The sequence below is a fragment of the Bifidobacterium tibiigranuli genome (assembly GCF_009371885.1).
Lineage (GTDB): Bacteria > Actinomycetota > Actinomycetes > Actinomycetales > Bifidobacteriaceae > Bifidobacterium > Bifidobacterium tibiigranuli.
Genome location: NZ_QLZA01000012.1, coordinates 47985 through 74147 on the forward strand (window position 1 = coordinate 47985; position 26163 = coordinate 74147).

Sequence of the window (26163 nt, forward strand, 5' to 3'; positions counted from 1 at the left end):
CACCCTATCGCGATGCGGTCTCGCGCTGCACGCAACGGGTCGATTATCTGACGAGATACCCTGCCCGGCGCAGTTCGTCCTTGACCTCACGGATGCTGGTCTTGCCGTAATGGAAGATCGAGGCGGCGAGCACGGCGTCCGCACCTGCATCGATAGCCGGCGGGAAGTCCTTGACGCCGCCCGCTCCCCCGCTGGCGATGATTGGAATCGACACCTCGCGGCGCATGGCCCGAATCATCTCCAGATCGAAGCCCTGCTCGGTGCCGTCCGCGTCCATCGAATTGAGCAGCACCTCGCCGGCGCCCAGCTCCTGCGCCCGCTTGGCCCACCACACCGCATCGATGCCGGTGGACTGCCGCCCGCCCATCGTGGTGACTTCATAACCTGACTCGGTATGGCTTTCGCCACGTTCGCGCCGCGCATCGACCGACAGCACAAGCACCTGATTACCGAAGCGCTGCGCCACTTTGCTGATAAGCGTGGGATCGTTGATCGCGGCGGTGTTCACGCTGATCTTGTCCGCGCCGCAGCGCAGCAGCGAATCGACATCCTCGACCGCGCGCACGCCGCCGCCGACCGTCAGCGGTATGAACAGCTGCTCGGCGGTGCGCCCCACGACGTCGACCATCGTCTGGCGATGCCCGCTGGAAGCCGTGACATCGAGGAAGGTGAGCTCGTCGGCACCCTGCCGGTAGTACTCGGCAGCAAGTTCAACCGGATCGCCGGCATCGCGCAGATGCTCGAAATGCACGCCTTTGACCACGCGCCCTTCATCGACGTCCAGACATGGGATGACCCGCACAGCCAAAGACATTGCAACTCCTGTTCACAGCCAGCTTGTTCGTCTATCTAGGGTAGCGGCCCCCGAGGTCAAGCATGTATCCGCTACTCGGATTGTCGCTCAAGGACCCTGTCGTTGGAATACTCAGCGATGCAAGGCAGCCGATTCGGTCCGCAGATTCTTCGCCGCCAACTGCCCGCAGGCGCCGTCGATATCGGAGCCGCGCGTGTCGCGCAGCGTCGCCGCGATGCCCGCACGGTGCAGAATATCGAGGAACTGCCGTTCGTCTTCGGGTTTCGAAGCCGTCCAGCGCGAGCCCTCGATGGGGTTGAGCGGAATAGGATTGACATGCGCCCAGTCATCGCCGTAATGGTTCAGCCGCTTCGCCAGCTCGCGGGCATGCTCGGCCTGATCGTTGATGCCGCGCATAAGCGCGTATTCGATACTGACGCGCCGCTTGCTGGTCAGGTAATACGCGTGCGCGGCGTCAAGCACCTTCGTGGTGTTGAAGCGCTTGTTCATCGGCACCAGCTCGTCGCGCAGCGTGTCGGTCGGGGCATGCAGGGAGACGGCGAGGCGGACGGGAAGGCCTTCCTTGGCCAGCTTGTTGATGCCGGGCACCACGCCCACCGTGGAGACGGTGATGTTGCGCGCGGAGATGCCGAAGCCTTCCGGCGGCAGGGCGCTCATCTGGCGCACGGCGGCGATCACGGAACGGTAGTTGCCCATCGGCTCGCCCATGCCCATGAAGACCACGTTGCTCAGGCGCCCCGGCCCGCCGGCGATGTCGCCGTCACGCATGGCCTTGGCGGCGATGCGCACCTGTTCGAGGATCTCGCCTGTGGACATGTTGCGCGTCAGGCCCAGCTGCCCGGTCGCGCAGAAGGGACAGCCCATGCCGCAGCCCACCTGGCTGGATATGCATAGCGTGGTGCGCTTGGGATAGCGCATGAGCACCGATTCGATGCGGGCGCCGTCGAACAGCTCCCACAATGTCTTCACGGTGGTTCCCTCATCGGCGGTCTGCCGCGTGGCCTCGCTGATCAGCGTCGGGAAGAATGCGCTGCGCGCGCCTGCGCGCATATCCGCCGGAAAGTCGGAGAACTGCTCCGTGTCGGTATCGAAGTGCGCGAAGTAATGATTCGCCAGCTGCTTGACGCGGAAGGGCTGCATGCCGAGTTGCTGCGCGGCCTCGCTGCGCTGTTCGGCGCTCATATCCACCAGGTGCAGCGGCGGCTTGCCGCGGCGCGCATGGTCCTTGGCCAGCACATCGCGGAACGCGCCCGTGGTGCCTCCTGGCGTGATGCCGCTGGATGCCGCGTCATGCAGCGCAGCGTCTTGCGCTATCTCGTCGTTGCTCGTGGTCTTTTCACTCATTGTCACCACATTGCTCATTGTCATATGCCTATGCCTTTGTCGTTAAAGTCCCGTGTCGTTAGAGTCCCGTAGCCCATAGCAGCGCCGCGAGGAAGGGCGCGCACAGCAGAATCGAATCGACCCGGTCCATCACGCCGCCGTGGCCCTTGAGCAGATGGCCCATGTCCTTGATGCCGATGTCGCGCTTGAGCATCGAAGCGCACAAGTCGCCGAAGGTGCCGACGATGCCGACGACCGCACCCATGACGATCGGCACCCACCATCGCGTGGACCACAGTGCCGGGTAGGTGAAGGCGAAGATGACATAGGCGCCGATGATCGAGAACAGAATCGACCCCAGCAGCCCCTCGACTGATTTCTTCGGGGAGATGCGCGGCGAAAGCTTGTGCTTGCCCAGCCAGGCCCCAGCGAACAATCCGCCGGTGTCGCTGATGGCCGGGAGGAACACCACGATGATGGCGTGGGCCACAGGGTGGTCGTTGAAGGTCAGCGGCAGCACGATGCATGAGGCGAGCAGCGGAATGTACAGCACGGTGAAGATCGACACGGCGACATCGTCAAGCCGATTCACCTGCCTCGGTGCAAACTCAAGCGGAGCTGCGGCAGTCGAAGCCGTTTTGTTCGCGGCGGCAGCCGCCAGTCGTGCGCCCGCCGGGAAGTCGAAGCTCGCCCCAATGGCGATCAGCGGCAGGGACGCGGCGATACAGACGGCGGCAGCCAGGATATGACGGTCGGCGTAATAGGCGGCCAGCAGCGTGATGCTGGAACTCAGCACCATAAGCACCAGTGGAAAACGCAGCTGGGCTGCGGCGAAATCGACGCGCAGCTCCCACAGCGCGAGAATCATGAATACGACGATAAGCACGACGAAGGCATCGATGCGAATGAGCAGGCACGCCAGAATCAGCACGATCAGCACGACGGCAGTGGCCACCGCCTGCGGCATGTTGCGCCCGGTCTTCTTGTTGATGTCCTGCAGCGCCTCTTCGGCTTCGCTGCCACGATGTCCTGTATGCATCCGCATCCTTATCGCCTGAAGGTGATGGTGAGCCGAACGGCTCAGACCTCCATGATCTCCTTCTGCTTGCCCTCAAGCAGAGCGTCAAGCTCCTCGGTGGTCTTCTTGGTGACCTTGTCGAGCTCCTTGAGCAGGCGGTCGCCTTCATCCTCGCCCATATCGCCGTCCTTGACGGCCTTGTCGATGGATTCCTTGGCCTTGCGGCGGATGTTGCGCACCGCCACCTTGCCGTCTTCGGCCTTGGTCTTAGCGAGCTTGACGTAATCCTTGCGGCGGTCCTCGGTCAGCTCCGGCATCGTCACGCGGATAACATTGCCATCGCGGCGCGGGCTGACGCCGAGATCCGAATCGCGGATGGCCTTCTCAACGGCATTCGCCTGGGAAGGGTCGAAGGGGGTGATCGACAGCGTGCGCGGCTCAGGCACGCCAATCGTGGCGACTCCCTTGATGGGCGTGGGCGCTCCATAGTAGTCGACCATCAGGCCGTTGAGCAGCGCCGGATTGGCGCGCCCGGTGCGGATGCCCGAGAAGTTCTCCTTGGTGGCTTCGACGGATTTGCCCATCTGGGCGCTTGCTTGATCGATGACGGATGCCATGTTCACTCCTTGTGTATTTCTCTGACGGTTCGTGAGATCCGAATCCCATTGGGATGCGTCCTCGTTGCCGTATTGCGTGCTGCCGTTTTCACAATCAGTCGACACTCATCAACACTAGTCGTTGTTGCGGGCGGACTCGTGGACGCGGACGGCAACCGTATGCCTGCACGGCATTATTCGGCGTTATTTTCGCTTATTTCCGTTTATTCTGGCGATTGCAACAACGATTTGCAATATCGCTACCCATCCTGCTACGCTTCCGCGATGCTCGAATCGGCGCCCGACACCAGCGTGCCGATGCGCTCGCCCACCAGCGCACGGGTGACGTTGCCTTCGCCTTCCAGGCCGAAGACACGAATCGGGGTCTTGTTGTCGCGGGCCATCGAGAGCGCCGAGGCGTCCATCACGGCGAGGTTGTCAACCAGGGCGCGGCTGTAGTCCAGCGTGTCGAAGCGCTTTGCCGAAGCATCCTTGCGCGGGTCCGCGGTGTAGACGCCGTCCACGCCGTTCTTGCCCATCAGCACTTCGTCGCAGTGGATTTCCAAAGCGCGCTGGATGGAAACTGTGTCGGTCGAGAAGTATGGCATGCCCGCGCCGGCGCCGAAGATGACTACGCGGTCCTTTTCGAGATGGCGGATGGCCTTGAGCGGAATGTACGGCTCGGCGACCTGGCCCATTACGATGGCGGTCTGCACGCGCGTCGCCTGCCCCTCCTGCTCTAGGAAGTCCTGCAGCGCCAGGCTGTTCATCACCGTGCCGAGCATGCCCATGTAGTCGCCGCGGCTGCGGTCGATGCCGGCCTGCTGCAGCTCCGCGCCGCGGAAAAAGTTGCCGCCGCCGACCACGATGGCGACCTGCACGCCACGCTGCACGGCCGGGACGATCTCCTCCGCGATGCGCCGGACCACCTGTGTGTCGATGCCGACAGCGCCGCCGCCGAAGGCCTCCCCCGAAAGTTTGAGCAGAACACGTCTGGGCTTGGTTGTTGCTTCTTCGCCGGTCATAGACAGCCTTTCTTGCCATGCATCATGCACAATTTCCGCTCTACAGGGTATCGGTCAACGCAGACAGGGTTAGCGACACAAGATCCTGGATACGCGAGTGGGCCTCTGATGCATTGCTGCATCAGAGGCCCACTGACATGATTTCGTCACTTTTGCGACAAGGCGATTATCGCGAAATCACTTCTCGTCGCCCTTGCCGACCTCAAGACGGGCGAAGGCCAGAGCCTTGCCGCTCACCTTCTTGAACAGGTCGCCGACGGTCTTGGAGGGGTCCTTGACGAACTCCTGCTCAAGCAGCACGTTCTCCTTGTAGAAGGCGTTGAGGCGGCCTTCCACGATACGGGGAACGATCTTCTCGGGCTTGCCTTCGGCCAGGGACTTCTCGGTGGCCACGCGACGCTCGGACTCGACCACATCGGCCGGAACATCCTCGCGGGTGAGCCACTGGGCGCCGAGCGCGGAAATCTGCAGCGCGGCTTCGTGCGCCACCTGTGCGCCGGCCTCGTCGGTCGCGATCATGGCTACGATGCCCGGGGGCATCTCGACGGAGCGCTTGTGCGCGTAGACCTCGACGTGCGGACCCGCGATCGTCGCGAGCTGGCCGAGCTTGACGTGCTCGCCGAACAGGGCGGCCGCCTCTTCGACGGTCTCCTTGACGGTGGCCTCGCCATCGGCCGTAGCCAGCAGCTCGTCCACGGAAGCCGCCTTGACCTCGATGGCCTTGTCGACGATGCTATCGGCGAATTCGACGAACTTCGGGGTCTTGGCCACGAAGTCGGTCTCGGAATTGATCTCGACCGCGTAGCCGATCTGGCCTTCGGCGGACTCGATGACCTTGGAGGCGATAGTGCCTTCCTTGGCGTTGCGGCCTTCGCGCTTGCCTGCGGCCTGGATGCCCTTGGCGCGGATGATCTCCTTGGCGCGTGCGATATCGCCTTCGGCCTCAGTCAGGGCCTTCTTGACGTCCATCATGCCGGCGCCGGTATCCTCGCGCACCTGCTTGATCAATGCTGCGGTTATTGCTGCCATTGTATGTCTCCTCTGTTGGATTGCATGCGGCTTGCGCCTACGCTGGACTTTCGCCCGCGTGAACGCAAGCCGATACGCATGAATCAGGCCTGTGCCGGAGCCGGGGTCTCGGCGACGGCTTCTTCGGCGCCCTGCGCTGCTGCTGCAGGCTGTGCTTCGGCGGCTGCCGGAGCTTCGGCTTCTGCGGCGGCATCGGCAGTGGCGGGAGCATCCTTGGTCAGGAGCTCCTTCTCCCAGGCGGCCATCGGCTGATCGGCGGTTTCGCCCTCGGCCTTGGCGGCCTTGCCGGAGCGGTCCAGCAGACCATCGGCCACGGCGTCGGCCATCAGGCTGGTGAGCAGCTCGATGCCGCGAATGGCGTCATCGTTGGCCGGAATCGGGTAGTCCACGGTCTCCGGGTCGGTGTTGGTGTCGACGACGGCGACGACCGGGATGCCCAGCTTGTGTGCCTCTTCGACGGCGAGGGACTCCTTGCTGATGTCCACGACGAACATCGCCGAAGGAGTGCGGCCCATATTGCGGATGCCGCCAAGCTGCTTGTTGAGCTTGTCCTTCTCGCGCTCGAGGAGCAGCAGCTCCTTCTTCGTCAGGCCCGAGCCGCGCACGTCAGAGAAGTCCATCTCCTCAAGCTCCTTGAGGCGGGTGACGCGCTTGGAGACGGTCTGGAAGTTGGTCAGCATGCCGCCGAGCCAGCGTTCGCTCACATAGGGCATGTTCACGCGCGTGGACTGCTTCTCGATCGCTTCCTGTGCCTGCTTCTTCGTGCCGACGAACAGGACGGTGCCGTTGTGTGCAACGGTCGTCTTGATGAAGTCGTAGGCCGTATCGATCATATCGAGCGACTTGAAGAGATTGATGATATGGATGCCGTTGCGCTGGGTGAGGATGTACTGCTTCATCTTCGGGTTCCAACGACGGGTCTGATGGCCGAAGTGCAGTCCTGCCTTCAGCATGTCACTCATAGTGATCTGAGCCATAATAGTGCTCTGCCTTTCATGTCGGTTGTTGCCTGGCCATGCGCATCCGCGTGCAGCACTCGGCAAAGAGCACCGACCGACACGGACCGTCGCGGGCATGACGCGATTTGTGGTGTGCCGGTTGGGGTTACTGGTTGGACTCAAACACCGCACGACCGTGCATGAATCCGGTTGGCACACGATTTTCTAGGGTACTACAGGGATGGTACTAAACGTCATATGGACTTATCCGGCGCACATCGTGCCGGCATCCATAGCCGACTGCCTGGTCAGCGCTAAGCGCGCAGCCGACGCATGGCCTCGCGTCGCACCTGCTTTTCGAGCCGATCGAGGTAGATATGGCCATCGAGATGATCGTACTCATGCTGCAGCATGCGCCCCATCATGCCGTGCCCTTCCAGCACCACCGTCTTGCCGTCCAGATCGATGCCGCGCACGCGGGCGTAGTCGGCACGTCGGGTGGCATACCACAGGCCCGGAACCGACAGGCAGCCCTCGTCGCTATACTGCTCGCCGCTGGTCTCCTCCATCACAGGATTGAGAATATAGCCGACAACGCCGTCGATGTTATAGGAGAAGGCCCGCAGACTCACGCCGATCTGATTCGCGGAAAGCCCAGCCCTGCCCGGGTCATCGACTGTTTCGAGCAGATCCTCGACCAGCCGGCGCACCGCCGGGGTGATCTCTTTGATTGGCTCGCATGGCGTGCGCAGCACCGGATCGGGTATCACACGAATCTCGCGTATCGTCACTTCTTCTCTCCTCGCAATATTCTTCGGATGCGTATCGGCGCGCGCAGGCATGTCGGCCCGCGCTCATGCCCCAAGCGTGAGCGCGCCAGGCATAGCTGACCGCCGTTGAACTCAGCCTAGTGTAGCTCAACGGCGGTCAATTATGCTCCCCTGCACCGCTTCCGACGCGTTATTGCGCCTTGACGCCCGTATCGGCATCCTGCTTGGACTGCTCGGGCTGCCCTGCCTGCGCAGATTCGCCCTGAGGGTCGCCATCCGGCGACATCGCGTCGGAAGGAACCGGTGTCGCATCGTCATCCTGGGATTGCGGATGCGTCAGGTAGGTCTTCGCCTGATCGAGGGCCTGGCGCACGCGGGGGCTGACCGTCTCCGAGGCCTGCCGAACCGTTTCGGAGGCCTGTCGTGCGGTTTCGGAGGCCTGCTTGACCGTTTCCGTGGTCTTGTCGAATATCTTGACCGCCGGCGTGGGCTGCGGCGACTGGGTTCGCGGCGCGTACAGCACGTTCTCGATCAACTCGGCGTAATGCTGCAGCACCTTGGGGCGCACGACCTTGAGGCTGGCGGTCAGCGTGCCCTCCTCCTGATTGAAGTCCTCGGCCACGATGGCGAACTTGCGCACCGATTCGGCGCGGGAGACGCTGCTGTTCGCCTGATCGACATACTGCTGGATGAAGGCGCGCACGGCCTCGCTTTTCGCAATCTGGTCCAGAGGCATATCGCCGTCCATGCCGCGCTGAATCAGCCAGGAGTAGACCATATCCTGGTCCAGGGTGACCAATGCGGAGACGAAGGGCTTGCCGTCGCCGAGCACCACGGCGTGCGTGACGATCGGGCAGGTGCTGATCGTGTCTTCCATCGGCGCCGGGCTGATGTTCTTGCCGCCTGCGGTGATGATGATGTCCTTCTTGCGGCCGGTGATGTACAGGAAGCCGTCGTCGTCGATCTGGCCGATGTCGCCGCTGCGCAGCCAGCCGTCCTCGCCGAGCACTTCCTTGGTGAGCTCGGGCTGCTTGTAGTAGCCCAGGAAGACGTTCTCGCCGTTGATCATGACCTCGTCATCGTCGGCTAGCTTGTAGCCGATGCCGGGCCCTGGAAGTCCGACGGAGCCGACGCGGTTCGCGTTCTGGAAGTTCACCACGCAGGGCGCTGCTGTTTCGGTCATGCCATAGCCCTGAATGAAGGTGATATCGTCCAGGCCGTTGAAGAAATGCGCCAGATCGGCATTCATCGGCGCGCCGCCGCAGGCCAGATAACGCAGGTTCGGCCCCAGTGCGGAACGGATCTGCGAACCGAGGGTGCTCATGTAGAAGGAATGCGCTGTGCGGGCCATCAGCGAATGCGATTTGCCGTCGCGCTCATCCTTGGACCATTGCACGAAATGCTTGAATCCGCCCGCGAATATCCTGCCCTTCATGCCTGCGCCGGCCTTCTGGGAGGCTGCGTTGTAAACCTTTTCGAACACGCGCGGCACGCCGAGCAGATAGGTCGGCTTGAAACTGCGCAGATCCGCCAGCAGATGCGCGGCGCTGGGAACGTAGCCGACCACGCCACGCGAGCCGATCGCCACATATTGGATGTAGCGCGCGAAGCAGTGGGCCAGCGGTAGGAACAGCATCAGCCGGCTGGGCTGGAAGAGCATCTCGTCGAGTACGTCGTAGCCGGCGAAGACCACGGTGACGAAATTGCGGTGCGACAGCATCGCGCCCTTGGGCTTGCCGGTGGAGCCGGACGTATAGACGATGGTGGCCATATCGTCGGCGTGCACGCGGCTGATGACCCTGTCAAGCTCTTCGTCATCGACGGATTCGCCGAAGTCGGCCACTGCGTCCAGGCCTTCGGCCTTGAAGTTGAACACATAGTTCAGGCTCGGGCTGTTCTGGCGAATCTGCTCCAAGGTCTGCGCGTGCGCCGCATCGCCGGCGAAGGCGATCGTCGGCTCGACCTCAGCGACGATCGACGACGCCTGAATCGCCGAATCGGTCTCGTAGATGGGCACGGATACCGCGCCGATGGCGGCGCAGGCGAAATCCGTGACGCCCCACTCATAGCAGGTGGCGGAGTAGATGACGACCATGCTTCCGGCCTTGACTCCTATGCCAAGCAGCCCTTTGGCGACCTCGCGCACGCGGTCGAGCATCTCGCCGGCCTTCACGTCATGCCATTGACGGGTGCGCTCGTCCTGCCACTGCGCGATGAGTTCATCGCGGTCGCGGGCGGCACGATTCGCCAGCAACGAATAGATGGTGTCCTTCTCGGTGGTGGGATGGATGATGTCCACCGCAAATTCTCGCAACATAGCATCCACTATAAACCCTGGTGCAATGGCTCACGCGCGTGTGGGCGCGGTTCGGGACGCGCGTGAGCCATATCACATGGCAGCACACAGCAGCACATGGCAACTCGGCTGGCTGCGGCTGCATAGGCCAATCTGCCATGCGCGCATGCTCTTCGCGGTGCGGGGCGGTACGGCGCGGGGTGTGAGATGCGCGGTGCACGCCGCCTAACCCATGTCGGCGTAGACGCACAGCCAGCGGCTTCCGGCAAGCCGCAGAATCAGGTTGACCCAGTAGTTGCTCTGCCCGATGCGTAAGTGCACGGCCATGTCGAGCTTCGTCTCCGAGACGAACACGCCGTGCATCGACAGGGGCACTGCGGGAAGATAGCGCAGCTGGGCTTTGAGATCATCATGGGTGCGCATGTGATTGTCCAACAGATACGAAACCGTTTCCAGCCGCTTGAGGCAGCTGTCGATGACCGAGCGCTGCAGGCTGGCCGAGACCGGGCGGCCACGAATCATGTCAGCGATCAGGCAGGCCATTCTGCACGAGCGCGTAGCCAGATCGTTGCAGTCGATATCCTCCATCGTATCGCCGAAGCACCAGGTGAGGTGGTAGCTGACCGGGTCTCCGGAAAGCTCAAGCCGGATGAACCCATCCTTGGCCGCAGGACGGCTCCTGGCCGCAGTTTGTTCCATATCCTTGGCCAACGTAGTAGTCGGCGCAATATTTGACACTGCACTAGTTGGCGTTGCGATGGCTGGCGCTGCATGAACCGGTGTGATGCTGCTCGGCGCGTCATCAATCGATGCAGCGGTGATGCCCTGGTAGATCATTGAGCCCCCTTGGTCGATGGCGGCTTCCCCTCGTTGGGAAGCCGCGTCTTACACCAAGCTCAACACATCGGGGCAATCACGTCAAACAGGAGCCCGGGAATTGTGGATATGTGGATAACTTATCGCACCACGCTGCACCGCTGCCGCTGCCAGCAGGAAACGGCGCACCACCGCCTACAGATAGCGATCCGGGGTGACCACGACCTGGCAGCGCTGGAAGCTCTTCACATCGACGTAGCCGGTCGTAGCCATCGCGCGCCGCAGCGCGCCGATGAAGTTCGTCGTGCCATCGGCCTGATGGCTGGGGCCGTAGAGAATCTCCTTAAGCGATCCAACGGTGCCCACATCGCTGCGGAAGCCTCGCGGCAGAATCTGATGGTGTGCCTCCGAACCCCAGTGCTTGCCTTTGCCGGGGGCCTCGGCGGCCCGGGCCAGCGCCGAACCGAGCATCACAGCATCGGCGCCCATCGCCAGCGCCTTGACGAAATTGCCGGAGGTGCCCATGCCGCCGTCGGCGATGACCTGCACGTAGCGGCCACCCGACTCGTCCATGTAATCGCGGCGGGCCTCGGCCACGTCGGCGATCGCCGTGGCCATCGGCGCCTCGACGCCCAGCGTGTCGCGCGTAGCGGAGACCGCGCCGCCGCCGAAGCCCACGAGGACCCCTGCAGCGCCGGTGCGCATCAGGTGCAGGGCCGCCGTGTAGTTGGCGGCTCCTCCGACGATGACCGGCACATCGAGATCGTAGATGAACTTCTTGAGGTTGAGCGGTTCATGGTTTTGCGAGACATGCTCGGCCGAAACCACGGTGCCGCGGATGACGAAGAGATCAACGCCGGCCTCAACCACCGTGGAGGTGAACTCCTGCGTGCACTGCGGGGAGAGCGAGGCGGCGACGGTCACGCCGGCATCGCGTATCTCATGCAGCCGCTGCGCAATCAGCTCGGCCTTCATCGGCTCGGTGTAGATCTCCTGCATACGGGCGATGGCCGCGTCGGCAGGCAGCTGCGCTATCTCGTCCAGCAACGGCTGGGGATCCTCGTAGCGCGTCCACAGCCCTTCGAGATCAAGCACGCCCAACGCGCCGAGCCGGCCCATCGCGATAACGCTCGCCGGGCTGCTCACCGAATCCATCGGCGCGCCGAGCACGGGAACGTCAAATTCGTAGGCGTCCACCTGCCAGGCCGTAGAGACATCCTCCGGGTCGCGCGTGCGCCGGGACGGCACGATGGCCACATCGTCGAGAGAGTAGGCCAGCCGGCCCTTTTTGCCCAAACCGATTTCAATTTCCTGAGACATATGAGCCAAGGCTAATGCCGGGTTGTGACGAAGCCGCGGCGTGGCGCGTGTCCGCATACACGAAAAAACGGTCTCAGGAAAGCTGCGCAGGAAACAACGCAGGAAACAGCGGTCATGATATCGTGCACGTATTCGTTACGCCGATGCGCTATGACTGTAACGAATATGTACAACTCCTAGGAAGGGCACATAGCCATGTCCAAAATCAAGGTCGAAGGCACCGTCGTCGAACTCGACGGCGACGAAATGACCCGCATCATCTGGAGCGATATTCGCGAGCGGCTCATCAAGCCGTATCTCGACGTCGATCTGGAATACTACGACTTGGGTCTCGAAAACCGCGACGCCACCGACGATCAGGTGACCATCGACGCGGCCGAGGCGATCAAGCGCACGCATGTGGGCGTCAAATGCGCCACGATCACGCCGGACGAGGCGCGTGTCGAGGAATTCGGACTCAAGAAGATGTGGAAGTCCCCCAACGGCACAATCCGCAATATCCTCGGCGGCACGATCTTCCGCGAGCCCATCGTCATCTCGAACGTCCCCCGGCTGGTACCCGGCTGGACCAAGCCGATCATCGTGGCCCGCCACGCCTTCGGCGACCAGTACAAGGCCACTGATTTCAAGATCGACCGGCCGGGTCGCCTCACCGTCTCCTTCACTCCCGAGGACGGCAGCGAGCCCATCGAGCATGTGGTCTTCGACTACCCCGGCGGCGGCGTCGCGCAGGTGCAGTACAACCTCGACGAATCCATCCGCGGCTTCGCCCGCGCCTGCTTCAACTACGGTCTGCTGCGCCACTACCCGGTGTACCTGTCGACGAAGAACACGATTCTGAAGGCCTACGACGGCGAATTCAAGGATATCTTCGCCGAAGTCTTCGAAACCGAGTACAAGGACCGTTACGAGGCCGAAGGGCTGAGCTACGAGCATCGGCTCATCGATGACATGGTGGCCAGCTCGCTCAAGTGGCACGGCGGCTACGTGTGGGCCTGCAAGAACTACGACGGCGACGTGCAGTCCGACACCGTGGCGCAGGGCTTCGGTTCGCTGGGCCTGATGACTTCGGTGCTGATGACACCCGACGGGCAGACCGTCGAAGCCGAGGCAGCGCACGGCACCGTGACCAGGCATTATCGCCGCTGGCAGAAGGGCGAAAAGACCTCAACCAATCCGATCGCCTCGATCTACGCATGGACCGGCGGCCTGAAGCACCGCGCCAAGCTCGACGGCACGCCGGAAGTCGAGCATTTCGCCTCGACACTTGAGCAGGTCATCATCTCCACCGTCGAATCCGGCAGGATGACCAAGGATCTGGCGCTGCTCGTCGGCCCCGACCAGCCTTGGCTCGACACCGAGGGGTTCATGGACACGCTGGATGACGAGCTGGCGAAGGCCTTGACCTTGTGACGGCGCTGCCTCGTTCTGACGGCGCTGCTTCGTTCTAATGACATTGCTTCGCTGTGATGACACTGCCTCGTTCTGACGGCGCTGCTTCGCTAGCGGCTTTGCTTCACTGAAGATGACACCGGAATGCCGGGTCGGCCAGGTGCTTGGGCACCGTTGGCCGGCCCGGCATTTTCTATGGATAGTTTTCCACGGATAACTGCGCAGAAGTGACTTCCGGAAGCGCTGCGGCTAGAATCGAATGGTCATATCACGCCGGAAGGTCGGCCTGAGCAACACATGCCTGTGCACATTGGCTGTATTGCCAAAGGCTGCGCATACGACGACTGAGTAGCAATCGAAGGTGTAAAGGAAGACCGTGCGAAGGAAAACTGTACGAGGAAAGAGCTCACGAACGCAGGCGACTATGGCAAGGCGCTGCGCCAGCCGACTCACCGCATTCCTCGTCGCTGCCGGGATGCTGATCACTCTCGGGGCCTGTTCGTCGTCCGGCAGCACGGTAACGAAAACTCCGCCTGCATCCTCGCCGCTCGGCTCCGTGGCGGTCTTCCTTCCGTCCGACGGACTCACCATTTCGCAGCACACCCCGCTGAACAAATGGACGAAATTCACGCCGACCCTCACTAAATCCCTTGAAAACCGGGGTTTCTCCCGTGGCAGCATCAACGTCACGACATCAGACAGCTTCGACAAGCAGAGCCGCAGCATTCAGGATTACGTGGTGAACACGCTTGCCATCACTGACAACAAGGCCAAGACGAAGGCTCCTGCATCAGGCGGATCTTCGTCGTCCGGAGCGACCCAGCACGCCGCTTCCAATGCGACGCTTATCGTGGCCCCGGTCGTGCAATTGGGAGACGCGGACACGCAGTACGGCGACTACGCCAGCCATTCGGTCACATGGGACGCTGCAAGGGGCAAATCAGGCGGAGACGATAGCACAGGCACCTCAGGCAAATCCAGCGCTGACGACTCGGCGGCCACGCTGCGCCAGGCCGGAGACCGTTTGGTTTCGGCGCTCAAGCTTGCGCGCGAATCCGGCGTGCACGTCATAGTGCTGTCGAATCCGATACAGGGCTTCACGCCCGACGTTTTCGTGCAGATGTCCACTGCCGAGCAGATCGGCTCGCTCCAGGCCAAGCTGCTTGCCAGCAAGCTGCAGCTGGACAAGGTCTCGCGCGACAACCCGAAATCAATCGAGGTGCTGCTGCCCCGCGCTGCTGCGCAAGACGGTGCTGACAACGCTGACAGTGCCGACAGTGCCGCGAAAGACGGCAGTCAGGATGATTTCGCCGCCGAGGCGTTCGTTGGCATCTGGAAGGTTCTCGGCCCTTACGTCGCGGCTGGCAAGGTCGTCAGCCCCTCCGGCTCCTTCAACGCGAAGACGACGCAGAAGGATTGGCAGGCAAGCGCCTTCGATGCGAGCAAGCCGCAGCAGGTCAAGGATGAGCTTGCCCGACGCCTGGGGATGGAGCAGAAGAAGACGCCGCATACACGCATCGACGGCATCATCGCGATGAACGATTTCGTCGCCTCAAGCGCTATCGATGAGCTGGATTCCCTGCAATACACCGGTTCGGCCGCCGATGTCAACCCGGCGATTACGATTTCGGGCGTGCTGGACAACATCGCAGGCAAGAAGGATCTGCTGCGTGGCTCCGTGCCGGATCCGGCGAAACAGCCAGCGGCGAACGACACGACAACAACGCCTGAGAACACCGAGAAGAATAACTCCCGCTGGCCCATCGTCACCGGGTACGGCGCCTATATCGATACGATTCCGCAAGTGGTGAACGGCAGGCTGTGGATGACCGGGCTTGAGGACCGTCAGCTCATGGCTGCCAACATCGCACAGGCATGCGAACAGCTCGACCGCAGTCAGGATATCGGCAAGCTGCCGTTCATAGCGCTCGCCAATGTCAACGGCGCACAGGTCCCCACGATCCAGGGGCAGCCGCTGGCCGTCAGCGCAAGCAATCTCAAGAAGACGCTTATCGACCCGGGCTATATCACCTTGGCGGAAGCAGGGCTGTAATATGTGTGCCTTCCGCTGCACGGTTGCAGCGGAAGGCACACATGCGTCGAGTCGCCTGGTTGGTCAGAGCTCCTGGGCCTTGCGAGGCTTGTAGATCACGGTATCGATCAGCTCGCGGTAATGGTCGGTGATGACCTGGCGCTTCGCCTTGAGACTGGGAGTGATCATGCCGTTGCCCTCGGTGAATTCGTCGGGCACAATCTCGAATTTTCGGATGGACTCGGCCCGCGAGACCAACTCGTTGGCCTTGTTGACCGCGCGTTCCACTTCGGCGTACACAATCGGGTTCCTGCTGGCCTCGTCGAGGCTCTGCATCTCTTTCGCCCCCTCGGCCTTCAGCCAGAGGTTGGTCTCATCCAAGTCGAGCGCGATGATCGCCGCGATGAAGGGCTTACGATCCCCCACCACCACGCATTGGCTGACCACTGGGGAGGTCATCACGCTGGATTCCATCTCAACCGGCGAGACGTTCTTGCCGCCTGCGGTGATGATCAGATCCTTTTTACGGCCGGTCAGCCTGACGAAGCCATCAGCGTCGATCGTGCCCAAGTCGCCGGTATGCAACCATCCGTCGACGATCTGCTCGCGCGTGACCTCAGGCTGATTATGGTAGCCGACGCATACCGAACGACCTTTGATGCACAACTCGCCCTCGTCGTCCACGCCGACAGTGACGCCTTGGAAGGGCAGCCCGACCGTGCCGATGCGGTATCCGCGTGTGGGGTTGACCGTGCATGGCGCGCAGGTCTCCGTCATGCCGTATCCCTCAAGCAGCGGCAGCCCGACGCCATTGAAGAAATGCGAAATTGAGGTGTCCATAGGAGCGCCGCCCGACACCGCGTATTCCACCTTGCCGCCGAAGACTTCCATGATCGAGCGGTAGACCAGCTTGTTGTAGACGGCGTGCTTCAGCCTGAATCCCAACGGCATCGCCTCGCCCGCCTGCTGCAAGCGGGACCATTCCCGTGCGACCTGGGTGGCCCGGGAGAACACGCGCCCGGTCAGTCCGGCCCCCGCCTTCTGGGATGCTGCGTTGTAGATCTTCTCGAAGATGCGCGGCACGGCCAGAATGAACGTCGGCTTAAATGCGCCGAAATCGGCGAGAATGGTTTTGAGATTGCTGGACAGGCCGAGCGTCACGTTGCCGGCGAAGCAGACGTACTGCAGATAGCGCGCGAAGACGTGTGCCAGCGGCAGGAACAGCAGCAGCCGGCGATTCGGCTGATCCGGTTTGCATACGACATCCGGCATGGTGTGCGCGCCGGAAAGCGTGATGAAGATGAAGTTCGCATGCGACAGCTCGATGCCCTTGGGCGTGCCCGTGGAGCCGGAGGTGTAGACGATGGTGGCGAGATCCGAACCCCTGACCGCCTGCTCTCGTTCGTTGAACTCCTCGTCGCTTATCCCACGCCCGAAGGCGGCGATGGTGTCCAGTGCCCCGAAGTCGAAGACGTAGATGTCCTTCAATGCGTGGCAATCCTGGCGAACCAGTTCAATCTTGTCGCGCTGCATGTCATCCTCGGCGAAGGCCATGCACACATTCGCATCATTGAAGATCGTCTTCACCTGCTTAGGCGAGTTGGTCTCGTATACCGGCACCGTGAGCGCGCCGATGGACATGATCGCCATATCGAGCGCCGTCCACTGCCACGAGGTATGGGCGATGATGGCCACTGCATCCCCCGGCATGATGCCGCGCGCAATCAGCCCTTTCGCAAGCTCAATGACCTTCTGCGTGAATTCGGCGGCGGTGAAGGAATGCCAGACGCCGTCCTTTCCTGCGTATTCGACCAGCGAATCGTTGGGTGTGCGCTGCGCGCGCTCCTGCAGAATCGAGAACAGATTCCGGTCGCTGTCGATCGGCTCCTCAAGGGCACGCGTAAACTCCTGCTGCATCATTCTCCCTGACGATAGGTATGGATAGGTCTTTTCGTATGATACCCGCAGGTATCGGAATTCGCCGTTTCGGCTATTTCCCGCTCATGGCCTCACCTCCTTTCCTGCTTTCCTACTGCTACGCACCATAGAATTACGGCAGCAGACCGATTCTGCGCCCGCGCACCATGGCCGCCGGATCCACATACTGCCCTTTGCCTCGTTTCAGACCCCAATGGACGCATTCCGACGAGCAGTGATCCGATTCTCCCTGCACCTGTGCGAAGACATCGCCGCGCGAGACGCTTGCGCCTACGGCACGGTTGCTCACCGCTGGCTCGAAGGTGGAAGTCAGAGGGCCATGTCGTATGGTGACCACCGATTTGCCGGCCACGATGCCCGCAAAGGCAATGACGCCGTCAGCCGGCGCTATCAGCTCGTCATGCGTTTCGGTGCGCAAGTCGACTCCCCGGTGCCCGGCATCCCAGTTGTGTTCGAGCTTGTCGAAACCTCTGACGACCTCGGGGTTCTTCACCGGCCAGAGAAAACGAATCGGGCAGCGACGCGGAGCCGCCGAATACACCGCAGGCACGGCGGTCGGCATGGTGCGCAGACTGCCCAGAGCTACTTGAGCGTTCGATGCCGCGTGAGGGCATGTTGTCAGAACCGGCAGCGATGCGGCTCCCGCATCCATTGCCAATGCACGGCCAGATGGCAGGACCAGCCCGATCAGCAGCATCGATGCCGCGGAGACGACCGCCATAAGCGTCGCGAACATATGCGAACGCCACACCCGGTCCCGTCGTTCTGCGCCGATCCGCTCGTGGTAGCGCCGTTTCATCGCTTGTCGGATTCGCTGAGCTCGCTGGCGTCTCAGTATGGTGGTGCGCCTGTCCATTGCCTCACTCCTTTGCTCGCGGCATTCTATACACTCACCATTGTTCACAAACCTTCGCGCCAAAGCACCTGAAACAGGGTCATGTGGTCGAACGCTCGGAGTTATCCACATTCTCGGGCATGTCGCGTTAGCACTTCCATGAGTCGTGCGACAATATTCGCGTGCGTAACTTGAAGAAGGCGGGTCTGCTCATGGCGTCCGCAAGTCCGTTTCTGTGGGGAAGCTCGGGAACGGTGGCGCAGCATCTGTTCGAGCAGTCCCAGGTTTCCGTTGGCTGGCTGACCGCCGTGCGCATGACGCTCACCGGGGTGTTCCTGCTGATATTCGCCATCTGCCTGCGCAAGAACATATGGTCGATCTTCACCGATTGGCATAGCATTGTGCGGCTGCTGCTCTTCACGGTGTTCGGCATGACCAGCGTGCAGCTGACCTATTTCATGGCGATCAGCACCGGCAACGCCGCCACCGCCACGATTCTGCAATACCTCTCCCCTGTCATGATCATTCTGCTGCTTTCGCTGCGCAACCTGCGACTGCCGGGCAAGCTTGACACGCTGTCCGTGATTGTCGCGGTCGCAGGAACCGCGCTTATCGTCACCCAAGGCAATGTCAACACGCTGGCAGTGCCGTCTGCGGCAATCGTTTGGGGGCTGCTCGCAGCGGTTGGCGCGGCAGCCTACACGCTGCTGCCTCGCGGACTGCTGCTGCGCTACGGCGCGCTGCCGGTCGTGGGCTGGTCGATGCTGTTCGGCGGCCTGATCACGCAGGCGATATTCCGACCGTGGACTCAGCATGTGCAGCTGGATGCAATCGGGGCGCTGGAAGTGTCATTTATCGTTGTTTTCGGCACGATGGCGGCATTCCTGCTGTATCTGCAAAGTCTGAAGTACATTGAGGCGACCACGGCCAGCATCCTTGGCGCCATCGAGCCGCTGTCCGCTGCGATTCTCGGATTCCTGTTCCTAGGCACGTCATTCAACTGGTACGGCATCGTCGGCATCGCCATGGTCATCGCCGTGACCTTCATCCAGTTCATCGCCTATCGAAAGTCGCCGCCGTTGCTGCGGGACTGAGCGGATGCTGACCAGGTGCTGAACAGGCACCGAACGGCCAGCTTTCGGCGTCGTCATGTCCCCGTAGCGCCCATGCGAATCGGCTACAATGCATCGTACGACCACGATTCGCCCGCGCTTCCGGCCGGGCGCACATCGTGCCGCTAAGGAGATGGACGATGGCTAGAAGGCATCCCGCAGGCAATTTCAAAAATCCCAAAAGTTTCAAAGATTTCAAGGCTTTCAAAGATGCTGGTGACGACATCGGCAGCACCGAGATCAATCCGATCTTCGCACGCCCTGAAGAGGCCACGGCATTCTCCAAATCGCATATGCCCCAAAGCGAAAGCCTTCCCGAAACCGCGTACCAGGTGGTGCATGACGAGGCGATGCTCGACGGCAATGCGCGTCTGAATCTCGCCACCTTCGTGGGAACGTGGATGGACGAGCGCGCCAACCGGCTGTATCTTGAGTCCGCCGACAAGAACATGATCGACAAGGACGAGTATCCCAAAACCGCCGAGATCGAGACGCATTGCTGGACCATGCTCGCCGACCTATGGCATGCGCCGGATCCAGGCAAGGCGATCGGCACATCCACGGTCGGCTCCTCGGAGGCCTGCATGCTGGGCGGGCTGGCCCTGAAGCGCCGTTGGCAGCATGAGCGCAAGGCGGCGGGAAAGCCTGCCGATCGTCCGAATCTGGTGATGAGCAGCGCCGTGCAGGTGTGCTGGGAGAAGTTCTGCAACTACTTCGACGTCGAGCCGCGCTACGTGCCGATCAGCAGGGAGCACAAGGTCTTCGACGGCAGTGATCTGGCACGCTATGTCGATGAGAACACCATCGGCGTGGTGGCTATCATGGGCGTGACCTACACGGGCATGTACGAGCCGGTCAAGCGTATCGCGGCGGCGCTTGACGAGATCCAGCGCACGACCGGGCTTGATATCAAAATCCATGTGGACGCGGCTTCGGGCGGCATGATCGCCCCGTTCATCCAGCCTGAACTCGAATGGGACTTCCGCATCGAGCGCGTCGTCTCGATCAATACTTCGGGCCATAAGTATGGCCTGGTGTATCCCGGGCTGGGGTGGGCGCTGTGGCGCAGCAAGGAATGGCTGCCCAGCGACCTTGTGTTCACCGTGAGCTATCTCGGCGGCGACATGCCGACCTTCGCGCTGAACTTCTCCCGCCCCGGAACGCAGGTGCTGCTGCAGTACTACATGTTCCTGCGCCTGGGCTTCGACGGCTACCGGCGCGTCCAACAGACCTTGCACGATGTGGCCACCTATGTGTCAGCACAAATCGGCAAGATGGACGATTTCACGCTGTGGAACGACGGGTCGGACATTCCCGTCTTCGCATGGACGCTGAGCGAACGCCCCGAGCGCAAATGGGATCTGTACGACCTGCAGGACCGACTGCGTATGAAGGGCTGGCTGGTCCCCGCCTATCCCCTGCCCGCCGACCTGACCGATGTGACCGTTCAGCGCATCGTGGTGCGCGACGGTTTCAGCCACGACCTGGCCGATGCGTTCCTCGAAGATCTGCGCACGGCCGTCAACTATCTGGACGGGTTGAAAGCCCCCATGCCCTCCGAATCGCAGCATTCCGGCTTCCACCACTGATTTTGCAAGGATAGAAGCATCGAACATACACCCGCATCTCCGTGCGCTTACCCACATCATGTGTTTTTCGACTGACTGATATTTCATCGTCAACACGCCGATTTGACTGTGACGCAGCGTCAACGCATACGGTGGGCAGCATGGAGCATTCAGCACATGATGTGGCGAAGTTAGCGGGCATCAGCACCCGCACGCTGCGGCACTATGACGCTATCGGGCTACTGCCGCCCAGCAGCGTTGGAACCAATGGTTATCGCTTCTACGATGATGCGGCGCTGGTTCGATTGCAGCGGATCCTGCTGCTCAGGGAACTGGGATTCGGCCTGCGCCAAATCGCGACAATCCTTGATCATCAGAGCGACGTGGCGTCCGCGATGAAAACACATGTGCAGCTTCTGCGCCGCGAGCAGCAGCGCTTGACCGAACAGATCGCCGCAGTCGAACGGACTCTGGCGAGTGTGCAACAAGGAGGAACACTGATGACGGATACGATGTTCGACGGCTTTGACCGGCACGCCGATTACAAGGACGAGGTAGAGCGGCGCTGGGGCAAGGATGCGTACCAACGGTCTGATGCATGGTGGAATGCGATGAAGGACGCCGAAAAAGACGACTGGAAGCGCCAGCTCGCATCACTCAATCAGGGATGGATCGCCGCAGCGCAGGACCCGAATATCGCTCCGGACTCCGCGCAGGCGCAGAATCTGGCTCGTCGGCATATCGCATGGCTGAGTTCGATTCCCGGTACTCCGGCGCATGACTCGGCGCAAGACAGTGCCATGCGCGACTATGTCCGTGGACTCGCGCAGATGTATGTCTGCGACGAACGCTTCGCCGCCAACTACGGCGGTGTCGAAGGGGCGAAGTTCGTGCGCGATTCCCTACTGGCGTATCTCGGCGAGTGAGAAGCTACCTACCGCTCGTGTTTTTTATCACTCGATGTTTCTTGCCACTCGTGTTCTTTACCACTCGATGCCGAGCATGGCGCAGCTGCGCTGCCAATGCTCGCGGATGATGTTCGAGTCGGAGGCCATCGGATTCGTGCGGCCGATTCTGCGGGGCGAGATGTAGTATTCGCCCGATTGCCACGTTTCACCGGGCTGCCCTGCGATGAAATGCCGCAGACGTGCGCCGCCTTGGTCGGGCGTACTCAGGAATCTGCGCAACACGCTGTGGTAAATCTGTTGCATGTAGTTGTCGGAGTTGGCTGCGAAATTCGTGGCAACCACGCCTGGGTGGAAGGCGACTGCCGACAGGCCAGATTCGTGGAAGCGCTCGTGCAGGCCCTTCGTAAACAGAATATTGGCGAGCTTGGCATTGCCGTACGCCCTATTGGCGGTGAAGCCGTGCCAGGTGTTCAAATCGTCGATGTCGAGGTTGCCATACATGCGGGCCGCGATGCTCGACGTGTTGATGACGGAGGCGTGGCTGCTCACCAGCAGATCCTTAAGCAGGAACGTGAGCAGGAATGAAGCGAGATGATTGACTTGGAAGGTCTTCTCGAAGCCGTCCGCAGTAGTGATGGGGCCGGAGAACATGCCGCCCGCGTTGTTCGCCAGCACATCGATGCGTTCACAGCTCGACTGCAGCTCGGAGGCGAGTCTACGCACATCATCCAGCCGGGTGTAATCGGCGATGTGGTATTCGGCCCCGATGCTGTCGGCGACCGCTTTGGTCTTCTGCGACGAGCGCCCGACCAGAATCAGCCGTGCGCCGCTCGTGGCGAGCTGACGGCTCGCCGCCGCCCCGATGCCGTCACTGGCACCGGTGATTACGATGGTTTGAGCGGAAAGATCGGTCATATGCGTCAGCGTTCTACGAGTCGTGAAGCCGAACCTGACAGTTCGGTTTGATACTGTCCCTATCGTAACAAGCGGGAATGAACGCTGATGCTATGCCTTATGCAAAATTCAACTTGTACTCTGCCGCCTCTTGTGTTGGCCCTGTGCCCGCAGGATAGTCGTTACCCTATGGGCGCATTCCTACGCACATACTCAGCGCATACTCACATCTTGCACCATCGCCGCAGCACGAGGGCTATGGTTTCGATGGCGGCTGCCCCGAGCGCGAATGGGACAATCTGAAAGAAGTACACATATTGCGGGAAACTTGTTATTTGTTCCGGATGAAGACACGCCGAGACAAAACTGCTTCCCACACACATGAGTCCCGCCAGAATCATCAGCAATGCGAGAATATGGCAGACCAGCAGCGCCCTCCTATGCTTCTGCTTCATCGCATGGTTTTCTTGATGCTTGGAATCTCCCACGTCAACTCCTTGGATCATGTTGAACAATCGCACGTCTTTGGGTTTGTTCTGCACCTTACCTTCTAGGGTAACAGCCGCCGCTGAGCATCGTCGGGGTTTCTCATATGGAGTCGTGGGTACAGGGCCTTGCCGAGCTGAATCGGCTCGGCAACCCTCGTCTCGCTAAATACCTTCTGTCCCTAAGCTCGGCATTCATTCAGCGCCAAGCGCTGCCGTCCCTCGGCATCGAAATTGTCCGGCGACAGCCAGGCATCCAGAGCGGCCCGGCACCTAGGCCAATCGGTGTCAGTTATCGCCAGCCAATCGGTGTCTCGGCTGCGCTGCTTGTACACATGCGCGCTGCGGAAGGTTCCCTCGTGCACGAAGCCGAGCCGTTCGGCCGCATGCCGCGAAGGACCGTTCAGACTGTCGCACTTCCACTCGCACCGCCGATATCCGAGCCGGTCGAAGACGAGTGCAAGGAGCAAGGCGTGCGCTTCGGTGGACAGCCGAGTGTGCTGCATTCGCAACGAGAAAGCGACCCATCCGATCTCGATGACCCCGCTCTCCGAATCCTGCCGCTGCAAGGAGAGCGTGCCGACCGGGGCGCCGTCAGCTTGGTCGATGACGGCAAAGAACAACGGATCGGCGGAATCCTCGACCGATCGCACATAACGCGCATACTCGGCCTCGTCGGCGAACGGACCGATCCCAAGGTAGGTCCACAGGGCACCGCCAGCAGGCTGATAGGCGGCGAACAGTCCCGCCGCATGCCGCTCAGCCGCGAGCGGCTCCAATCGGCAGTAGCGTCCTTCCAACGTCTCGCGCGCCGGCCGAGGGCGGGGCGTCCAGCCGGGCAGCGCCTGACCGATCTGCTGGCCATATTCATTGACGGGCATATGCTGGGCTCCTTAAAGATGCGGCGGGCGGATGGTCCCAAGCCTAATCATGTCAGCGGACGCGCTTGATGCTGGCGGCTGCCTCGGCGTCAACATCCAGAATATTCGCTGTCGACGCAATCACCTTCATTAATCCATACTATCTGTTGTGCTTACAATTTCTGTAACCATATGAGCATATGAGCCACTGCGGCCGGCTTGGCAACCGGACCACAGCACAATACGTGACGTGAAAACTACACGATACGTGAAATACCAGGCATCGCCGCGATCAAAAGGATTCAGACTTCTTATGTCTACCATAATCAATTTTGCACATGTGACCACCGACGGCTTGGATTCCTCGCCCGTCGCCCAGGCGCTCGCGGGCTTGCGGGCGAGCGAGGCGCGCTACTACTGGAATAAGTATCAGCATCATTTCGCCGTTGAACCAGTTGAGGAAAGCCAAGAGACCGTTGCCTATGTCAGTCATATCCTCAAGGAGGAGCGCGGCATCGAGCTGTCAGCCAAACCGTTGGAAACATCGCGTTTCGAGATTGCCGGGCTCAAGATGGCGTACGTGTTCTACCAGGATGGATTGGCGGTCAATGTGATGTACGCGGTTGAGGATGGCGGCAAACGAGCGGTCGGTTTCAAGCTCTCCGAAGGGATGGATGTGCCCGAAAAACTCGGTGCCTTCAAATTCGCCCGGCAGAAGTCCAAACTGGCAGGCACCATTCGAGGCTCGTATTTCGTCATCAAGGGCGAATACTGAGCTGTGCATCGAGTTGAGAATACTGAATTCGCCCGTGGCGCAGGGCTCTTCGCGCTCCTTGTGAACGCCTACTGTCGGGGCGCTGGTAGCCTTGAGCGCTGAGCGCATGACGGACTTTCGGCTGTGTCTGACAACTTTCGTCTGCATCGACGGAACCGTTTCCAGAGTAGCTTTCCGCCGCACCCCATCATGTGCGCCGTGGCTTACTCGGTCATCTCGGAATTGAAGAGCTCATTGTCACTTTTTGTCTTTTTTGGATTGCTTGGCTCTCGTAAGTATTTTTTGTCGAGTCGCTGGTATTCTTCTGCAGTGAGATTGCGACTGACGTTCGGCTGCGTCCGGTACTCGCCGTCCGACAGCATGCGCAAATCGGGGCCAGCGAGCAACGGCTTGTCCAGCGGCTTGACAACCGTATCGAACATGCTTTCGAGCTTCGAATAGTCCAGATTCTCCATCGCGGTAATGGAAGCAGCGTCGTTAATCTGCCTGTTTACCAGTCCCCAGTCAAAGTGCCAGCCGGCGTCATGCAACACGAGCTCCCAGAATATGCGCTGTGTGCGACCGTTACCTTCGCGGAACGGATGCAAGGTGTTGAAGTTGTCGTAGTTCACACTCAGCCGCTCGATCAGCTGATTACGGGACATGCCCCTGAACAGTTTGTCGTCGCGCAGTGTTCCTTCGCAGTACGCGATGCCCATATCCATGCGCTCCACATAGTGGAACGGCTGCCCGTCGCCTTTCGACATGTTGATTGTACGCAGTTCGCCCGCCCACGGGTAGATGTCTTTGAACAGCATGCTATGAATCCAACACAGCTGCCCCACCGTGCCTTCGGCGCATGGAGGGTTTTCGCGAATGAGGACAGCGCCTGCGGCGGACAGCTCATTCTCGTAATCAGCTAGCTCCTCATGAGTCTTGGCGCCCAGAAGATTCTTCAGCACCCGGGTGCCGGGAATGAGATACGGGTCGAGCGGCGCATCGAACGGGCTCATCGTGCGTACTTCGCCTTCAGCCTGTTCTTGATCTGCTCTTTCCACTGGTCGACATTAATTCGGCCGTTCACATATTCCCTGGCCTCAGCCATGAACTCCGGGCTGACACTGCCGCCCTCCATCTCTACGGAATGCACGGACTGATACACATTTTCTGCAAGCTGCTCTTTGGTCAATTGTGCTGGCATAATCAGCTCCTTCCGGTTTTCATGTTTATTTTACCGTGTATACATCAGGTGGGCATAGATATGGAAAAGGCCGCCGGAGAACCGGCGGCCGTGAAGCTCCCGCAGCTGGGCTTGAACCAGCGACATTTCGATTAACAGTCGAACGCTCTGCCAACTGAGCTATGCGGGAATACTCGCTTGTGCTTGGTTTTTGCGCCGCGCACAAGACATTTATTTTATACATAAATCACAATGATGCA

At 60.9% G+C, this 26163-nt stretch carries 24 protein-coding genes and 1 tRNA gene; 6 read left to right on the plus strand and 19 right to left on the minus strand.

Features of this window, described 5'->3' with window-relative positions:
* Window positions 1–43 precede the first annotated feature (43 nt).
* The 11 genes from hisF to DDF78_RS10510 all read right to left on the minus strand — a co-directional run bounded on the left by hisF (window position 44) and on the right by DDF78_RS10510 (window position 11945).
* Complete coding sequence (gene hisF, locus DDF78_RS10460) at window positions 44–814, minus strand: imidazole glycerol phosphate synthase subunit HisF (protein WP_152581672.1); 771 nt, start codon at window positions 812–814, stop codon at window positions 44–46.
* A gap of 111 nt (window positions 815–925) precedes the next feature.
* Window positions 926–2158: a dual-specificity RNA methyltransferase RlmN gene (gene rlmN, locus DDF78_RS10465; protein WP_152581720.1), complete on the minus strand. Its 1233-nt coding sequence runs from the start codon at window positions 2156–2158 to the stop codon at window positions 926–928.
* 58 nt (window positions 2159–2216) lie between these two features.
* The gene (locus tag DDF78_RS10470) at window positions 2217–3182 is read right to left on the minus strand and encodes a phosphatidate cytidylyltransferase (RefSeq protein WP_415482451.1); all 966 of its coding nucleotides are present in this window, start codon (window positions 3180–3182) and stop codon (window positions 2217–2219) included.
* Between the two features lie 35 nt (window positions 3183–3217).
* The gene (gene frr, locus DDF78_RS10475; RefSeq protein ID WP_152581670.1) at window positions 3218–3772 is read right to left on the minus strand and encodes a ribosome recycling factor; all 555 of its coding nucleotides are present in this window, start codon (window positions 3770–3772) and stop codon (window positions 3218–3220) included.
* Window positions 3773–4023: 251 nt separating this feature from the next.
* Complete coding sequence (pyrH, locus tag DDF78_RS10480) at window positions 4024–4776, minus strand: UMP kinase (protein WP_152581669.1); 753 nt, start codon at window positions 4774–4776, stop codon at window positions 4024–4026.
* A gap of 177 nt (window positions 4777–4953) precedes the next feature.
* The gene (tsf, locus tag DDF78_RS10485) at window positions 4954–5805 is read right to left on the minus strand and encodes a translation elongation factor Ts (RefSeq protein ID WP_152581668.1); all 852 of its coding nucleotides are present in this window, start codon (window positions 5803–5805) and stop codon (window positions 4954–4956) included.
* Window positions 5806–5888: 83 nt separating this feature from the next.
* Window positions 5889–6782 carry a 30S ribosomal protein S2 gene (gene rpsB, locus DDF78_RS10490; protein WP_152581667.1) on the minus strand — a complete coding sequence of 298 codons (894 nt, stop codon included), beginning with the start codon at window positions 6780–6782 and terminating at the stop codon, window positions 5889–5891.
* 275 nt (window positions 6783–7057) lie between these two features.
* On the minus strand, window positions 7058–7534 hold the full coding sequence (def, locus tag DDF78_RS10495) for a peptide deformylase (RefSeq protein ID WP_152581666.1): 477 nt from the start codon (window positions 7532–7534) through the stop codon (window positions 7058–7060).
* A gap of 169 nt (window positions 7535–7703) precedes the next feature.
* A complete protein-coding gene (locus DDF78_RS10500) occupies window positions 7704–9830 on the minus strand; it encodes an AMP-dependent synthetase/ligase (protein ID WP_152581665.1) in 2127 nt (708 codons plus the stop codon).
* Between the two features lie 204 nt (window positions 9831–10034).
* Complete coding sequence (locus DDF78_RS12150; RefSeq protein ID WP_237564650.1) at window positions 10035–10646, minus strand: hypothetical protein; 612 nt, start codon at window positions 10644–10646, stop codon at window positions 10035–10037.
* 174 nt (window positions 10647–10820) lie between these two features.
* Window positions 10821–11945 (minus strand): GuaB3 family IMP dehydrogenase-related protein, encoded by a 1125-nt coding sequence (locus DDF78_RS10510; RefSeq protein WP_152581664.1) that lies wholly within the window; start codon window positions 11943–11945, stop codon window positions 10821–10823.
* A 195-nt stretch (window positions 11946–12140) separates the two neighbouring features.
* Here DDF78_RS10510 and DDF78_RS10515 point away from each other — a divergent pair, with 195 nt between their 5' ends.
* Together DDF78_RS10515 and DDF78_RS10520 are read left to right on the plus strand one after the other, a co-directional pair.
* Window positions 12141–13358, plus strand: a complete 1218-nt coding sequence (locus tag DDF78_RS10515; protein ID WP_152581663.1) for an NADP-dependent isocitrate dehydrogenase — start codon at window positions 12141–12143, stop codon at window positions 13356–13358.
* Window positions 13359–13761: 403 nt separating this feature from the next.
* A complete protein-coding gene (locus tag DDF78_RS10520) occupies window positions 13762–15390 on the plus strand; it encodes a substrate-binding domain-containing protein (protein ID WP_152581662.1) in 1629 nt (542 codons plus the stop codon).
* A 63-nt stretch (window positions 15391–15453) separates the two neighbouring features.
* Here DDF78_RS10520 and DDF78_RS10525 read toward each other — a convergent pair whose 3' ends face one another.
* Together DDF78_RS10525 and DDF78_RS12155 are read right to left on the minus strand one after the other, a co-directional pair.
* On the minus strand, window positions 15454–17286 hold the full coding sequence (locus DDF78_RS10525) for an AMP-dependent synthetase/ligase (RefSeq protein ID WP_152581661.1): 1833 nt from the start codon (window positions 17284–17286) through the stop codon (window positions 15454–15456).
* A 133-nt stretch (window positions 17287–17419) separates the two neighbouring features.
* Entirely contained in the window at window positions 17420–18163 is a 744-nt protein-coding gene (locus DDF78_RS12155) for a M23 family metallopeptidase (protein WP_237564651.1), read from the minus strand.
* Window positions 18164–18324: 161 nt separating this feature from the next.
* On the opposite strand from DDF78_RS12155, the gene DDF78_RS10535 reads away from it, so the two are divergent.
* The 3 genes from DDF78_RS10535 to DDF78_RS10545 all read left to right on the plus strand — a co-directional run bounded on the left by DDF78_RS10535 (window position 18325) and on the right by DDF78_RS10545 (window position 21748).
* Window positions 18325–19236: a DMT family transporter gene (locus DDF78_RS10535; RefSeq protein WP_202613274.1), complete on the plus strand. Its 912-nt coding sequence runs from the start codon at window positions 18325–18327 to the stop codon at window positions 19234–19236.
* Between the two features lie 158 nt (window positions 19237–19394).
* Window positions 19395–20843 (plus strand): glutamate decarboxylase, encoded by a 1449-nt coding sequence (gene gad, locus DDF78_RS10540; RefSeq protein ID WP_152581660.1) that lies wholly within the window; start codon window positions 19395–19397, stop codon window positions 20841–20843.
* Window positions 20844–20983: 140 nt separating this feature from the next.
* Complete coding sequence (locus tag DDF78_RS10545; RefSeq protein WP_152581659.1) at window positions 20984–21748, plus strand: MerR family transcriptional regulator; 765 nt, start codon at window positions 20984–20986, stop codon at window positions 21746–21748.
* A gap of 57 nt (window positions 21749–21805) precedes the next feature.
* Here the strand turns inward: DDF78_RS10545 and DDF78_RS10550 are convergent, their stop codons facing one another.
* The 3 genes from DDF78_RS10550 to DDF78_RS10560 form a co-directional block, all read right to left on the minus strand.
* Window positions 21806–22645: an SDR family NAD(P)-dependent oxidoreductase gene (locus DDF78_RS10550; RefSeq protein WP_152581658.1), complete on the minus strand. Its 840-nt coding sequence runs from the start codon at window positions 22643–22645 to the stop codon at window positions 21806–21808.
* A 203-nt stretch (window positions 22646–22848) separates the two neighbouring features.
* Window positions 22849–23112, minus strand: a complete 264-nt coding sequence (locus DDF78_RS10555; protein WP_152581657.1) for a hypothetical protein — start codon at window positions 23110–23112, stop codon at window positions 22849–22851.
* Between the two features lie 179 nt (window positions 23113–23291).
* Window positions 23292–23990 carry a GNAT family N-acetyltransferase gene (locus tag DDF78_RS10560; protein WP_152581656.1) on the minus strand — a complete coding sequence of 233 codons (699 nt, stop codon included), beginning with the start codon at window positions 23988–23990 and terminating at the stop codon, window positions 23292–23294.
* 292 nt (window positions 23991–24282) lie between these two features.
* Here DDF78_RS10560 and DDF78_RS10565 point away from each other — a divergent pair, with 292 nt between their 5' ends.
* Window positions 24283–24744, plus strand: a complete 462-nt coding sequence (locus tag DDF78_RS10565) for a DUF8821 family protein (protein ID WP_152581655.1) — start codon at window positions 24283–24285, stop codon at window positions 24742–24744.
* 203 nt (window positions 24745–24947) lie between these two features.
* On the opposite strand, the gene DDF78_RS10570 is transcribed toward DDF78_RS10565, so the two are convergent.
* From DDF78_RS10570 to DDF78_RS10580, 3 genes are all read right to left on the minus strand, one after another.
* Window positions 24948–25736: a Fic/DOC family protein gene (locus tag DDF78_RS10570; protein ID WP_152581654.1), complete on the minus strand. Its 789-nt coding sequence runs from the start codon at window positions 25734–25736 to the stop codon at window positions 24948–24950.
* Window positions 25733–25924 carry an antitoxin VbhA family protein gene (locus DDF78_RS10575; protein ID WP_152581653.1) on the minus strand — a complete coding sequence of 64 codons (192 nt, stop codon included), beginning with the start codon at window positions 25922–25924 and terminating at the stop codon, window positions 25733–25735. The genes DDF78_RS10570 and DDF78_RS10575 overlap by 4 nt, the downstream gene beginning before the upstream one ends.
* 96 nt (window positions 25925–26020) lie before the next feature.
* A tRNA-Asn gene (locus tag DDF78_RS10580) sits at window positions 26021–26093 on the minus strand.
* Window positions 26094–26163: the final 70 nt, after the last annotated feature.